The sequence below is a fragment of the Bremerella sp. TYQ1 genome (assembly GCF_020150455.1).
Classification (GTDB): domain Bacteria; phylum Planctomycetota; class Planctomycetia; order Pirellulales; family Pirellulaceae; genus Bremerella; species Bremerella volcania_A.
This window is the reverse complement of record NZ_CP083740.1, coordinates 4,424,764-4,437,824: the sequence shown is the minus strand read 5'-3', so window position 1 is coordinate 4,437,824 and position 13,061 is coordinate 4,424,764. Positions and strand designations below refer to the sequence as shown.

Annotated in this window: 12 protein-coding genes; 6 read left to right on the top strand and 6 right to left on the bottom strand. The window is 53.5% G+C overall.

The window, feature by feature from the left end; all coding sequences use genetic code 11:
• Nucleotides 1-17: 17 nt before the first annotated feature.
• On the top strand, nucleotides 18-527 hold the full coding sequence (locus tag LA756_RS17845) for a class IV adenylate cyclase (protein WP_224436081.1): 510 nt from the start codon (nucleotides 18-20) through the stop codon (nucleotides 525-527).
• Here the strand turns inward: LA756_RS17845 and LA756_RS17840 are convergent.
• The 6 genes from LA756_RS17840 to LA756_RS17815 form a co-directional block, all read right to left on the bottom strand.
• Entirely contained in the window at nucleotides 520-1,821 is a 1,302-nt protein-coding gene (locus tag LA756_RS17840) for a PP2C family protein-serine/threonine phosphatase (protein WP_224436080.1), read from the bottom strand. The two genes, LA756_RS17845 and LA756_RS17840, sit on opposite strands and share 8 nt — an antisense overlap.
• Nucleotides 1,818-2,408: a SpoIIE family protein phosphatase gene (locus LA756_RS17835; RefSeq protein ID WP_224436079.1), complete on the bottom strand. Its 591-nt coding sequence runs from the start codon at nucleotides 2,406-2,408 to the stop codon at nucleotides 1,818-1,820. The genes LA756_RS17840 and LA756_RS17835 overlap by 4 nt, the downstream gene beginning before the upstream one ends.
• Nucleotides 2,408-2,749 (bottom strand): ATP-binding protein, encoded by a 342-nt coding sequence (locus tag LA756_RS17830; RefSeq protein WP_261362045.1) that lies wholly within the window; start codon nucleotides 2,747-2,749, stop codon nucleotides 2,408-2,410. Before LA756_RS17830 ends, LA756_RS17835 begins: the two co-directional genes overlap by 1 nt.
• 56 nt (nucleotides 2,750-2,805) lie before the next feature.
• Nucleotides 2,806-3,213, bottom strand: coding sequence for an STAS domain-containing protein (locus tag LA756_RS17825; RefSeq protein WP_224436077.1), 408 nt, complete (start codon nucleotides 3,211-3,213; stop codon nucleotides 2,806-2,808).
• Nucleotides 3,210-4,121 carry a protoglobin domain-containing protein gene (locus tag LA756_RS17820; protein ID WP_224436076.1) on the bottom strand — a complete coding sequence of 304 codons (912 nt, stop codon included), beginning with the start codon at nucleotides 4,119-4,121 and terminating at the stop codon, nucleotides 3,210-3,212. Before LA756_RS17820 ends, LA756_RS17825 begins: the two co-directional genes overlap by 4 nt.
• A 156-nt stretch (nucleotides 4,122-4,277) precedes the next feature.
• Nucleotides 4,278-5,501, bottom strand: a complete 1,224-nt coding sequence (locus tag LA756_RS17815) for a DUF1444 family protein (RefSeq protein WP_224436075.1) — start codon at nucleotides 5,499-5,501, stop codon at nucleotides 4,278-4,280.
• Between the two features lie 246 nt (nucleotides 5,502-5,747).
• Here LA756_RS17815 and LA756_RS17810 point away from each other — a divergent pair, with 246 nt between their 5' ends.
• The 5 genes from LA756_RS17810 (at nucleotide 5,748) to LA756_RS17790 (ending at nucleotide 13,054) form a co-directional block, all read left to right on the top strand.
• Nucleotides 5,748-7,790, top strand: coding sequence for an adenylate/guanylate cyclase domain-containing protein (locus LA756_RS17810; protein WP_224436074.1), 2,043 nt, complete (start codon nucleotides 5,748-5,750; stop codon nucleotides 7,788-7,790).
• Nucleotides 7,791-7,980: 190 nt separating this feature from the next.
• Nucleotides 7,981-8,871, top strand: a complete 891-nt coding sequence (locus LA756_RS17805) for a LysR family transcriptional regulator (RefSeq protein ID WP_224436073.1) — start codon at nucleotides 7,981-7,983, stop codon at nucleotides 8,869-8,871.
• Nucleotides 8,872-9,002: 131 nt separating this feature from the next.
• Complete coding sequence (locus LA756_RS17800) at nucleotides 9,003-11,303, top strand: hypothetical protein (protein ID WP_224436072.1); 2,301 nt, start codon at nucleotides 9,003-9,005, stop codon at nucleotides 11,301-11,303.
• Between the two features lie 113 nt (nucleotides 11,304-11,416).
• Nucleotides 11,417-12,334 (top strand): hypothetical protein, encoded by a 918-nt coding sequence (locus tag LA756_RS17795; RefSeq protein ID WP_224436071.1) that lies wholly within the window; start codon nucleotides 11,417-11,419, stop codon nucleotides 12,332-12,334.
• 120 nt (nucleotides 12,335-12,454) lie between these two features.
• On the top strand, nucleotides 12,455-13,054 hold the full coding sequence (locus LA756_RS17790) for an aminodeoxychorismate/anthranilate synthase component II (protein WP_224436070.1): 600 nt from the start codon (nucleotides 12,455-12,457) through the stop codon (nucleotides 13,052-13,054).
• The last annotated feature ends 7 nt before the right edge of the window (nucleotides 13,055-13,061 follow it).

Sequence of the window (13,061 nt, the reverse complement as noted above, 5' to 3'; positions counted from 1 at the left end):
ACGACGAGGAGCGACGATTGCCTCGGAATATCGAAATCAAAGCCCGAATTTCTCAGCGAAGCGAGATCGAAGACCGCATCGTCTCGCTCGCTGATTCCGGGCCAATCGTTCTCCAGCAAACCGATCACTTCTATCGCGTCCCTGCTGGACGTCTCAAGTTACGAGAGATCAACGGCGAACATGCCGAGCTGATTTTCTATCAACGTGGCGACACGGCCGGCCCCAAGACTTCCAACTATTCACGCGTGCCCGTTTCTCACCCAACCGAATTAGGCAGCTTACTGACCGACGCATTGGAAGTCGTGGGAACCGTCAAGAAGACTCGCACGCTCTATTTGATTGGCCAAACGAGGATTCACTTGGACGAAGTCGAAGACCTCGGCACGTATCTTGAACTCGAAGTGGTTCTCGAAGACTCTCAGTCAGAAGCCGAGGGCGAAGCGGTTGCTCATCATTTGATGCAACAGTTGGCGATCTCTGATGACGACTTAGTTGAAGGAGCCTATCTCGATCATCTCCTCAAATAGCTGCTCCGGCATCCCCGATAACAACGCCATGTTCGTGCGGCAAATTGAATCGGATTTCGAGGATCGAGAAGTCGTCGGCCAGTTGTTCACATCCGCACAACTCACGGACGTAGCGGAATAAGTCGTCCATCTTCGTATCGCCCTTAGGAATCGGTGCGTTCATGAACTGGACGAATTCCTCGAATGTCCATTCCATGCCATCCTCTTTGTGGATCTCGAAGACACCGTCGCTGTACAGATACAGACTGGACGGAGACTGAATGACCATCGACTGAGTTTCGAAATGAGGCCAATCGATCATTCCCATCAAAGGACCGCCTGACGAAAGACGAATCGGCTCGCTCGATCCCTTTTCATAAAGCAGCGCATCAGGATGCCCACCACCGCCCCAAGTGAGCGTCCTCGACGGACGATGAAAGACTCCGTACCACATGGTGTAAAGCTTGTTGTCATGTCGCTCCATGGTGAACGACTGGTTCAATCGCTTGAGAACTTCGCTCGGATTGCGAAAGTCGGCCCCAGGCAGCGACGCTCCGCGAATCACATTGATGATGCTGACAGCAAGCAGCGCCGAATCAATTCCATGCCCTGTCACGTCCAGCAAGTAGATGGCCATGTGATCAGGATCGATCCAGTGATAACCCATCGCGTCACCACCCAGCTCTTCGGAAGGAACGTAGCGCCAATCGATGGAAATCGGTCCGGTAATCGGTTCGGGAATCAAGCGAGCGACGTAGGCAGCGCCGGCGTCCAAGTCACGTTGCATTCGCTGATTGGTCAGTTCCAGTTCGTTGGTCCGCTCACGAACCAACTCTTCCAGATGAGCGTTGTACTTCTCTAGTTGCTGGTTCTTCTCACGAAGCTCTTCCAATAACGCGGCACGCGACTTAAGACAAATACGATTGCGTTGCCGATCAAGAAACTCTGGGGTAAGCGAGCCTGGCAGGTTACGAATCGTTTTTCGCAACTTGATCTCTTTCACCGCACTTCCGTTGGTGGACTGCCAGACGTCGTCGAAAACTTCGCGTATGCCACTGGAAAGCAAGACACCTTCCGAGGTCAAAAAGCGTAGATCCAAAACGAGATGTCCTTGAGCGTCTTCCAAGTCGACATAGAGCGCGCCAGGATCTTGGTTGTCGAGCAGCTGTCGCACTAAATCGGAGAGCGTCGAAGCCATTCGCGTTGCCATGGACGAGCCGAAACCAAAAGCCGATGCGAGTCCGTAAACCTTCGTACGTACTTCGACGACCGCCGATTGATCAAATATCCGAACGTCTCCAAGGTGCGTTTTCATGCGAACCTCACCGCAATGCACGAAGCGTCGTCATGGCTTCGACCAAACGCTTCGACGACATACCTGGCCACTCGGTCAATCGGTTCAAAGAAAAGCTGAAAACGATCTTCCACATCAAAATGACTGGTGACTCCGTCGCTGTACAACAACAGCACGTCATGAGGCGTCAGCTTATGGATCTCCAGCGAGGGCGTTCGCAATGTTTGCCCCACGACACCTTCTCGCGTCAGCATGTGATGAGGGGCTTCGCCCAGCGTACGGCAAGTCGCATTGCCAATTCCGACGTATCGTACCTGACCTGATCGCGGTTCGACGGTTGCCAAGCCGATGGCCGCGCCTCGACCATTTTGCTGATGACGATGCAGTGACTTCATGAGCGAAAGCAGGTCGAACTTGTCGGCCCAGTTTTCAATCTCTTCTTCCAACTGCAGTGCCGTTGAATAGGCCTGAGGTCCATGTCCCAAAACATCGACCAGAGCAATAAAACAAAACTCGGAGTGAGACTGAACGATGGCCAGGTCGCCCCCGACAAAATGTCCGGCCGCGGAACGAACAAAGCGACCAGCTTCCAGCTTGCGAGGTGTCATTACTTCCATTTCCTCACCGTAATCCTGGTTCCTTTGTCGACTTCCGACTCGATTTCAAAGTCATCCATGAGGCGTTTAACACCGGGCAATCCAAGTCCCAGCGTTCCTCCCGTGCTGTGATGATCGCACATGGCGGAATCGATGCATTCAATCCCCGGCCCATGATCCCAAGCGACCACCTCGACTCCTTGCTTTGTTCCTCGAACAACCGTGCGAAGTATGACTTCGCCATGGTTGGCATACTTCATTATGTTGCGAGCCAACTCGGAAACAGCGGTTGCGACCAGTGCCACTTGGTTCCCTTGTAGTCCAGACGACTCGGCCATCTTGCGAGATGCCATGATCACTCTGGCTACGCTGGCCTCGGTATTGATCCAGATCCTGATCTCCGGAAGGTTCATCGGTTCGACGCGTTGTGGCCTCCACTTTTGGCTCCTCGATTTTCCAATCGCTGAAACGCTTGATCGAGCGTCAGCGTCGATTCAAGTCCGCGTAAGTCGAGATCAAAATCCATCAACGAGCATGCGATCTCGGCTTTCATGCCAACCAAAATGGCATGAGCTCCCATCAGTCGCGCCATCTGCATGATTTGTCGCACCGACTCGAACTCGACGCGATCTAAGATGTCGACTCCCGAAACATCCAACAGAACGGCTCGGGTTTGTGTCTGGCGAATCTTTTCCAGAAGGTCCCTTTTGAAACGAAACAATACTTCATCGTTCAAGTCGACCTGAATCGAAGCGACCAGGCAGCCTGCGGTTAGCTGCATTGGAATTCTCGGCACTTCTGTTCGGTCGTAATTCATGAAGGAGTTCCGTTGTTGTGCATGACCGTTTTCATATCACCAAAGGCATCTCGAAGCGCGTCTTTTAGCGTTGCCGTGGTGCGAATGTCTCCGACATTGATTCCCAGTTCGACAATCGTCTGAGCGATTGCCGGAGAGACACCTGAAATGGTGCACGTGCATCCCATCAGTCGCGTCGCTTTAGTAATTTTGATTAAGTGATTCGCGACCGCCGTATCAACAACCGCGACGCCACTAATGTCGAGAATCAACGAGCGCGAGTGCGTATCGGCGATCTTATGCAGCACCGCGGTCATGATGTCTTGGGCACGTTTCGAGTCGATGATTCCCACAATGGGCAGCATCAGAATATCGTCCCAGACTTCCGTCACCGGCGTCGACATTTGCATTAAGGAATCGTGCTGCTCCGCAATAATGCAATTGGTTTGCCGCATGTAAGTATCAACGACAATCGCCGTGTCGAGCATGATCTGCTTTGTCACCGCTTTGAGCGATCGTGCATAGCGTTCGTGCGTCAACGTTTGGTCGTACAGCACGTCGGTCCAGATTCGGAGCGAGCGATACATCGAGGAAACGTATGTCGGCAGCGGCAAGCCGATCCGCGCATGATTCGCACCAACCGACTTGCGTTTGTGAACGTAAGACTCGTCGATCTGCGCGGAGAAAAAATCTTGCCAGTAGCGTCGCTGCTGACCTTGCACTCGGTGCATCGTCGCGCTGTCGGAGAAGTAAAGTTCAAATTCTGGCTGGGTACGAAGCCACTCGTAGAACTCTTCGATAAAAGCTTCGAGCTGCGGTAAGACAATCTGGCCGTATTCCAGAATCAGTTCGAGGTCCTCTTCCGTCACGTGGTAGAGTTCTCGAAGTTCGTTCGCCGATAAATTCCCGAGATCACGATGTGAATTCATGGGTCTGGCTATTGGGGTTGGGTGGCTTTACGGTTGGGAATCCAGATGCGTCAAAATCAACGAAGCCATGCGAGAAGAGGTGAACTCATCGTAGTTCGCCCCTTTCGCAAAGTCGAGCATTCTGGCCGTTATCCTCTTCCTGCGATCCTCCTTAATTCATAGTCGGAAACGTGGAATTGAACCGATTTGCCTCAACTCTTCAGCCGTCGGAAAACCGAGTACGCGATAGCGTGGCGGGAAGGTATTCAAGTCCTCCATCTTCGAGCCCAATTGCGCTTCGACCGCATCCCATGAACCACTTGCCAATGGTTTCATATGCGTTGAATCCATGAACACCACAACGTCTGCTTTCGGCAGAAGCGCATGCGGACAATCTGGCCAAACACAATAGGAATGAAGCTCGCGTGTCTTGAGATCTCGGTACAAGTAATAGTTCGCGATGAACCCTTCTTGTCCTGACTGAGCAAAACCCGCTTCGATCGCTTCATGCTGTTCGCGATACTCGTTCGACACGCCATGCAAATGCAATTCAGTCAGCGATGCATGCTGGGAATGATGACGGGGTGGTAACCAAGTCTCCCATTCGTCTTCGACCAATCGACAAGGAGTCAAACTGATCGGTCTTGGATCTTGAAGCGAACGACGCGCCAGCTCGCCTAGCAATTCCAGGCCAATCGCATCTTCATCGCCGGTTACAATTAGGCAGTCGCGCGTTGGAATTAATGCGACGGGAAGTCCCCGGACATCCAGCTGGCGAATTCGTTCGGTCAACAAAATGCGCGAAGCGTCGTAATGATCGCCGTTTTGAAATACGCAAACACGATCGTCTATTGTCGTGAACGAAGCATTCAAGTCGCGGAGGTTGTTGAGGGCCAGCTCCATCAACTCGTAGGTCGTTCGTCCCCACTGTTCCATACGTGCCGAATCGATCGTTCGCATGGCTTCTGGAAGGTCGAAGATCGGCATCGCCAAGAGGTGATCTCCCACGGCGATCGAGCTTACTTCCCAGGAGTCCTCCCCTCGTAGTCGCTGCTCTAAGCTACCGATTTCCAAGTAGGCTCGATTGCGGACAATCGGCAATATGTCGGGGGCTGCGTCAGGGAATTCATCAGGAATCGACTTGTGATGAGCAAGAATGGCTCGGGTAATCTGGCCGAGATAAGCTTCGCGTTTATCCTGCGGAAGTTGGTCGTATTCGCTAAAAATATTTCCCAAATTCGCTACGCCGGCCAATTCCCCCTGATCAAAGAAAGTGAATTGATAGGCATCACGCTCGTAGCGGATTTCGCGACTCTCGCCCGCATCCTTCACCCGACGCATCAGCTGCTGGGCAAACTGATCCCGTTTTGAGTTGCCGAAAAGGTAGCCGAGTAAATCCATGGCACATGCGGTAAAAATTTAGGAGGTAAATCGGTGCGATGGCCACTAGGTGTCATTCTATCGGTTTGCAAGTTAAGAACCAACGAAAATCACCTTTTGGAGGTAGCAACACTTTGATTCCCCCCTCGGTAAACACGTGCCGGGGCGTTGGTACGCTAGGTAACTTTGAGTTATTCTTGAGGAACTCAGGTGTTCTTGGCGTACGACCTAGATTCACTACGATGATAAGTTCACCTGACGATTGAAATGGCCAGGGGCGGATCCATCGATCGACACTTTGAGAAGCTTCGTCTGCCGGTAATGCAAGATCCTCAATCCAAACCAAACGATTCTCAAACGCCACCAGGTGTTTTGCTGAGTATCTTCGTCGGCGGTAAGCAGCAGCCGATCTTCGACGATCAATTGGGACAAGAGGTATTTGAGCTGCCCATCAAAGATCGGCTGATCATTGGGCGGCAAGATGTCACCAAGGGCGATCCCACCCCGTTCCGCATGGTTTCGTACACCGACCATCGGAAGCTGATTGTCACGCGTTACCAACAGCGCGAAGTGTCGCGTCGTTCTCTCGATTTGATGCCTGACACAAGCGGACACTATCTGCGTGTGGCGAACATTGGTACGCATGAAGTTCAACTTTCTCCATCCGCCGAAGGGGGCATAGCCCATCAGCAAGTTCGCACACTTGTTACCGACCAACTAACCCAGCAGCCGATTCGATTGTTGATTGGGCATAACGTTGCCGTACAGCTCAGCGGAGTTGGTGGACCCTCTCAACACGAATTTCCAGAAGAGAACCCCAACAAGATCTCCCAAAGCGTGGCTGATGTCGCGCTGATGATGCGACAAAGTCGCATGGCAGACGGTTACGCAACGCCGATCGGACCGTCGAGTGCGGATGTCGAACGCATTCTCAGCGCCGTAAGTACCGTGTTGGAAAAAGCAGCCAGCTCGCCTGACTTCTTTTCGTCGGCTGCCGAGAATGTTTGCAAACTGGGAAACTTCGATTCTTGTTCTTACTTGGGCCTCGACGCAATGGCCAACCAATGGCAATGCGAAGCGACATGGCCTTCAGCTGAAGTGAAAGAGCCTCAAACACCCAACTTCAATAGCCAGGCATTGGAATACATCTGGACCAATCGCAAAACCTGGTCGACACCGCCGACCGTTGGCGAATCGAAACTTCCCGAACGTGTCGTCGTTACTCCGGTCGTCTCCCATGACAGCGTTGTGGGTGCGTTGTATGCCTCGAAACGACCGGGGCGTTTGGGTGATGACGCCATGGCGGAATGCGAAGTCAAGTTTGTCGAGGTCATCCGCGACTGCTTAACGGTCGGACTAGAACGACTCAAAAAAGAACAAGAGGCGGCGAAGCATCAAGTTTGCCTGGCTCAGTTCTTTCCACCAGGCATTGCCGAGCGGATCATTTATGATGAAACGCTATTGGAAACGCGTGAAGAGAACATCACGGTCTTGTTCTGCGACATTCGCGGTTTTAGCACGATTAGTTCCGCACTTGGTTCGGTGCAAACATTGAAATGGCTCCGCGAAGTCCTTGGCGAACTGTCGGAAAGTGTTATTCGTCATCATGGTGTTCTGCTGGAGTATGTCGGCGACGAGTTGGTCGCCATGTGGGGCGCACCCGACGAGCAGCCAGACCATGCCGATCTGGCCTGCCTGGCGGCGATTGATATGGTGGGCAAGCTCGACCGTCTCAATCAAGCCTGGTCCGATCGCATCCCCGACCATCTTATGCCGTTCGGTGTGACCATCGGCATCAACACCGGCGATTGTGTCGTGGGCAAAAAAGGAACCGAGTACAAATACATGTGGGGGCCACTCGGTCCCACGGTCAACGTGGCCAGCCGCGTTCAAGGAGCGACCAAACAATTTTGTCCGAAAGGGGATGACCGCGAATCGGATGGTGTCTTCTATCCGCCAGAAATTTTGATCACGGAAGAAACCCGATTGGCACTCGGCACAAGCATGGCCATGCGTTTCCTTGGATCGATCAAAGTCGTCAACATTCTGGAACCGATCAAAGTCCACGAACTCGCAGCCCGGCGGTCGAATACATGGAACCAACTACGGCAGAACTACGAGAAGGCCTATCAACAGTTCGAGCAGCGAAACTTCTTAGATGCTCTTAACACGCTGGATGTTATTGCCAAAGTCGAAGACTGCCACACCGATGGACCGTCGAAATGCCTTCGCGATCGGGCATTGCGTCTACTGCAGAACCCAAGCCTGGTCGGAACCGAGCATCCTGTCTGGCTACTCGATCAGAAGTAGGTTATCTCCGGCCTCTAAGAAACGAAGCGAAGAACGCGTCGACCGAACTTTAGTCACCGTTCCCACACATCGACAATGCCGGGCGACGCGTCCTTCCAGGGCAAAAACCCTGCTTTCGTTGCTTCCAGAATAACGCCCCTCTAGGTATAACGGAAATTCGCTCTTCCTATTCCGTTGATAAGTGCTACCTATGGAAATCCACCAGCTGCGATACTTCGTTGCCGTTGCCGAATTAGAGAACTTTACTCGCGCCGCCGAGCAGTGCCACGTTACGCAACCATCGCTCAGTCAACAGATCGCGAAGCTGGAACGCGAACTAGGTACCCGTTTGCTCGATCGCCTAGGTCGCACCGTGGTACTGACAGATTCTGGCAAAGAACTTCTGCCGCGTGCTCGACGAATTCTGAAGGAAGTCGATTCCGCCGAAGGTTGGTTCAAGAAACCGGAAGGACCGGAAGCGGTCAGCTTACGCGTGGGCGCACTGCCGACAATTGCTCCCTTTCAGCTGCCGCACATCATCCAGCATTTCCGCCAAGAGATGCCCCAAGTCACTCTGACACTGGTCGAAGACTACACCGACCATTTGCTGGACCGGCTTTTTAAAGGAACGCTTGATGTCGCGATATTGGCGTTGCCGATCGAAGACACTCGCCTGCAAGTCGAACCATTGTTTCGCGAAGCGTTGATGGTTGCATTGCCACCAGATCATCCGCTGGCCGATAAGCCATCGCTCTCCTTCAACCAGGTTCGCCAGGAACCATTTGTCCTGCTGCATGAAGTCCATTGTCTGGGTGAACAGATCATTGGTTTTTGCCGGCAGCAAGAGTTTCAGCCGCACGTGGTTTGCGAAAGTGCTCAGATCTCGACGATTCAGGAGTTGATCCGACTGGGAGTCGGTATTTCGCTGATTCCAGAAATGGCGATCGACCCTAACGACGACCAGTGTGTCTATCTGCCGATTCGAAAGATTCAGCCCTATCGGACAATCGCAGCCGCTTGGAATCGCCACCGCACGATTACCCCACCACAGAATCTATTGATGGACATTCTTCGCCGCGAAGATGCATCTAATACGGCTTAATTCTAAAATCACGCCTCGTGCTAGCATAAATTGATCTTGGATCGATTCGGTGCATCGCTATACTCTCGCCCGCCTGAAACTGTCACAAACGGCAAGGAAGCACGGGACAGAGTGGCCTGGCCGAGGGAATCATGCGTATTTCAACGATCCAAAATCTGATACTTTTCACGATCTGTGTCGTCGCCACTAGCCGCGAGACAACAGCCGAGCCGATTCGTTTGATGTTGGACGAGTCGGATCAGCCGGTCGCTGAAAGACAAGTTCAACCGGCTCAGTACGTATTGCCGGCCGAGCGATCGCTCCAGCGTCCCTTGACGCTATCGCTTACCGCCGATGGCGAGCCGCTGGAAAATCCAGCCATCCGCCAAGTCTCGGCCGAAGAACCGCCAGCTCCCAACAAAGAAACAAGCGTTTCTGTCCGCGCTCCGGAAGGGGCCCGAGTCGCTCCGCCGACCGCCAATGGTCCTCTTCGTATTTATCGCATCCACGAGCAAAAGATCGACAATCCCGCGGCAGAGCAAGGGACGTCGAAGTTCAGCGAGTCAGTCCCACCGACGATGGCGACGCAGCCGTTACAAGTCGAACCGGAGGCTCCTGCCCAGCAGCCTCGTTCGCGATTCTCGATCACACCTCAAGTACAAATCGCGGAACCACCTCCAACTCAGACGCCCAGCCAGACTCCCGTCGAAACGCCGGCGGCGCCAGTTCAACCATCGCCTCAGCCGAAGATTGAACTGGAAGCTGCACCATTCACGGCCTGGCAGATAACCCCCGGCAAGACGCCTCTTGGGCAGGTCGAAGCTGAGTGGGGCGAACCGATCAAGCGTCGTCGGGTCGATCAGGACAAGCATGTTCGCCTATATCGAAACCAAGGTGAGTTCGCTCAGCTGGAAATCGCGGTCGACAACGATCAAATCATTTCCGTTTTTCTCATTCCACAAACACCTATTTCGCGCGATGTGGTTGAGGCAAAATTCGAGCTGACCCAAATCGCACCGGCAACGGTTCGTGATACGACTGGTCGTCACTTGGGCGTCATCTATCCCGAGCGTGGCATCATGTTGCCTCAGTCCGAAGATGGCAACCCTCAGCAGGTAGATCGCATCATTGTTCAGGCCCCTTCGGCCGAAGCATTCATGATTCGCGCCGCTAGCCGACCGGCCTTGGAGTTCCGCGATCGTCTGAACGATTATCAAATGGCCCTCGAGCATGAACCGCATCATGCCGTGGCGTGGCACGAGATGTCCTTAGTCCTCCATCGCCTAGGCCGAGATACCGAAGCGTTTGAGGCCGCACGCAAGGCGACCGCTGGTGTTGGTTCTTCTGCCGAACATCGTTTGCACCGAACGCTGCTTAATGTCGTGCAAGGCAATTTGGCCACAGGTATTCGTAGCACTCAAGAGATTGCGGAAGATACCAATGTCGCCGATCATGTTCGTGCGAAGGCTCATTGCCAGTGGGGTGATCTACTGCAAATGGCAGGACCGCAAAAGAATCGTGACGCGGTGAACCATCACGTGAAAGCGATCGAACTTGCTTCGCCTTTGGTGAACGACACCAACCAACAAGTTCGTCGAGCCGCCAAGCGAGTCCTTGTCGATGCTCATCTGGCGTTGGCGATCGATATTGCGACCGGCGACTGGGAGAAAAAAGAAGAGACCGTCACCCAGTGGCTTCAGCGCGGCAAGATCTACATTGACGACATGGTGACCAACGAAGAAGCAACCGGCGAACTGCGGATGGCCTGGCTCACGAAATCGTTGATGGCCCACAGCTTCTATAATGCTCCGTTCGATCCTGGCGATTCGGTCGACCAAATCCTGGGACAGTATCGAGAGCTTGTCAGCCAAACGGACGATGCATTCTTTCATCGGGCATTGGAATGGGAAACGGGCCAAGCGTTATCGCAGGCCGTTTTCATCCAGCACTCTCGCGACAAACATGATGCAGCGCTAAAGCTTGCCGATCAGGCACATACGTTCCTGAAAGGGGGCGTTGTCGGCCGAGAGGTCAGTATTGCCGATCATCTGTTGCTGGGGAATCTTTACTTTCGGGCAGGAGCAATCTGTGCGGTTCAAAAGCAGGATCATACGGCAGCCGTGCGTTGGTATGAACTTGCCAACACGCATTTGACTGAGCCTTCGCTGCAAAGCGTGATGCTCGACCGCCGTGGCGAATCGCTCGTCAGCATGGGCGTTTCCTACTGGTCCACCGGCCAGCGAGAAAAAGGAATCCAACTGACCGAAACAGGGAAGTCACTCATCGAGTCGGCGGTCGCACAGAATCAGGCCATCAAGCCGAAGCTGATCGTTCCGCTGGACAACCTGGCCGAGATGTATCGCGAATTGGGAGACGCTCAAAAGAGTGCCCAGTTCACCGCTTCCGCCCAAAAATTACGTCAAACACTGGGTGACGGATCGGTTTCTCGATAACCGAAAACGGGGCAACGGTTCACTTTCCGCGGCAGATGGCTTTCCGTATGATGGACAGAGCAGTAATTCTGCCAGCCTATGTCTATTGAATAAAGCCGCAGCCTGAGCCGCGTATGGTCTTCGAACACATCGAGAAGCTCAAACGAGAGTATACCGACAAGTACGTCGCCATTGCGCACATGGTTCCGGAACTGAAGCGTTTTGCAGGACGCACGGGTATCGTTCGGACAGTGAACATGAGTGGTCGTGCCCTGGTCGAATTCCTGGGGACATCGGACATCTCGTGGTACGACATCGATATCGACTATCTCAAAATCGTTGAGAAGCCGCCGGAACCCGTCGCTGAAAAGCAATCCGCTAAAAAAGCTCCCCCTGGCAACGATGCCCCCAAAAAGCCAGCCACCGCTAAGAAGCCTCAACCCAAGACCGGCAGCAGCACCGCAGACATTCTAGCGATGGCGCGGGGTAAGAAGCCGGCCGAGTCAAAGCCCAAAAAGCAAAGCACGTCTGATATCCTCGCGGCGGCACGTGGTGAAAAGAAGTCGGACAAGCCAAAGTCTGATTCCAAAAAACCAAGTACTTCCGATATCTTGGCCATGGCGCGGGGCAAGTCAGAAGCCAAGGAAGAGAAAAAGGACGAGAAGTCGCTTTCAACCGCCGACAAATTGGCCATGCTTCGTGGCGAAAAGAAAGCCGATACTCCGGCTAATCCACCAGCCCAGCCGACGGAGAAGAAGAAGCCCAGTACGGCCGATATTTTGGCGATGGCTCGCGGAAAGAAGACGACCGAAACAAAAAAGGAAGAGTCTTCTTCGGCGAAAGATAAAGAGTTGACCACGGCTGAGAAGCTGGCCCTCCTGCGTGGGGAAAAGAAGACAGAAGCGGCAGCAGTCGATAAGTCCAGCGACGAACCAACCCCTAAAAAGCCAAGTACGGCGGACATTCTGGCGATGGCACGTGGCCAGAAGAAGAAGTCAGTCGACGATTCCAGCAGCGGGAATGCTTCTACAGAAGACAAATCGGAGCCGTAGCGGCATTCCGTTCTTAAGGGAAGTGCGAACTCTTTCCCGACCGATGTTGTCCCCCAGGGCGGATTGAGGGAAGATAGCAATAACCCCTTCGCATCACGACTAGCCCCGCTGAATTGCCGCATGATTCTGCTGATCGACAACTACGACTCGTTCACGTACAACCTGGTTCAGCGACTCGGCGAGATCGATCCGACCCTTGATCTCCAAGTTTATCGCAACGACCAGATCGACTGTGCGACGATCGAAAAGCTGGCGCCGACGCATCTGATCGTGTCGCCTGGCCCTTGTACGCCCAACGAGGCCGGCATCTCGGTCGAAGCGATCAGTCACTTTGCTGAGAAGCTGCCGATTCTGGGGGTTTGCCTTGGCCATCAATCGATGGGTCAGGCCTTCGGAGGAACAATCGTTCGTGCCGAACGACTCATGCATGGCAAAACGGACGAAATCCATCACGACGGCAAAGGGCTGTTCGAAGGGATGCCGAATCCTTTCATCGCAACGCGATACCACAGCCTGGTGATTAAGCCTGATACTTTGCCGGATGGTTTTGAAGTCGCTGCGTGGAGTGTGATGCCCAATGGGGAAAAAGAGATCATGTCGATCCGGCACAAATCGTTGCCGCTTCTGGGACTGCAGTTCCATCCCGAAAGTTTTCTCAGCGAAACGGGAACCGACATGCTCCGCCGCTTTCTGGAGATTCAACCCGCTACGAGTTCGTAAAGGAATC

Bases quoted from the DNA above. Each gene is read 5' to 3' on its own strand.
- LA756_RS17820 (WP_224436076.1), bottom strand. From the start codon at position 4,121: ATGAATTCACATCGTGATCTCGGGAATTTATCGGCGAACGAACTTCGA.
- LA756_RS17835 (WP_224436079.1), bottom strand. From the start codon at position 2,408: ATGACACCTCGCAAGCTGGAAGCTGGTCGCTTTGTTCGTTCCGCGGCC.
- LA756_RS17800 (WP_224436072.1), top strand. From the start codon at position 9,003: ATGCGTATTTCAACGATCCAAAATCTGATACTTTTCACGATCTGTGTC.
- LA756_RS17840 (WP_224436080.1), bottom strand. From the start codon at position 1,821: ATGAAAACGCACCTTGGAGACGTTCGGATATTTGATCAATCGGCGGTC.
- LA756_RS17815 (WP_224436075.1), bottom strand. From the start codon at position 5,501: ATGGATTTACTCGGCTACCTTTTCGGCAACTCAAAACGGGATCAGTTT.
- LA756_RS17795 (WP_224436071.1), top strand. From the start codon at position 11,417: ATGGTCTTCGAACACATCGAGAAGCTCAAACGAGAGTATACCGACAAG.
- LA756_RS17805 (WP_224436073.1), top strand. From the start codon at position 7,981: ATGGAAATCCACCAGCTGCGATACTTCGTTGCCGTTGCCGAATTAGAG.
- LA756_RS17825 (WP_224436077.1), bottom strand. From the start codon at position 3,213: ATGAATTACGACCGAACAGAAGTGCCGAGAATTCCAATGCAGCTAACC.
- LA756_RS17830 (WP_261362045.1), bottom strand. From the start codon at position 2,749: ATGGCATCTCGCAAGATGGCCGAGTCGTCTGGACTACAAGGGAACCAA.
- LA756_RS17810 (WP_224436074.1), top strand. From the start codon at position 5,748: ATGGCCAGGGGCGGATCCATCGATCGACACTTTGAGAAGCTTCGTCTG.
- LA756_RS17790 (WP_224436070.1), top strand. From the start codon at position 12,455: ATGATTCTGCTGATCGACAACTACGACTCGTTCACGTACAACCTGGTT.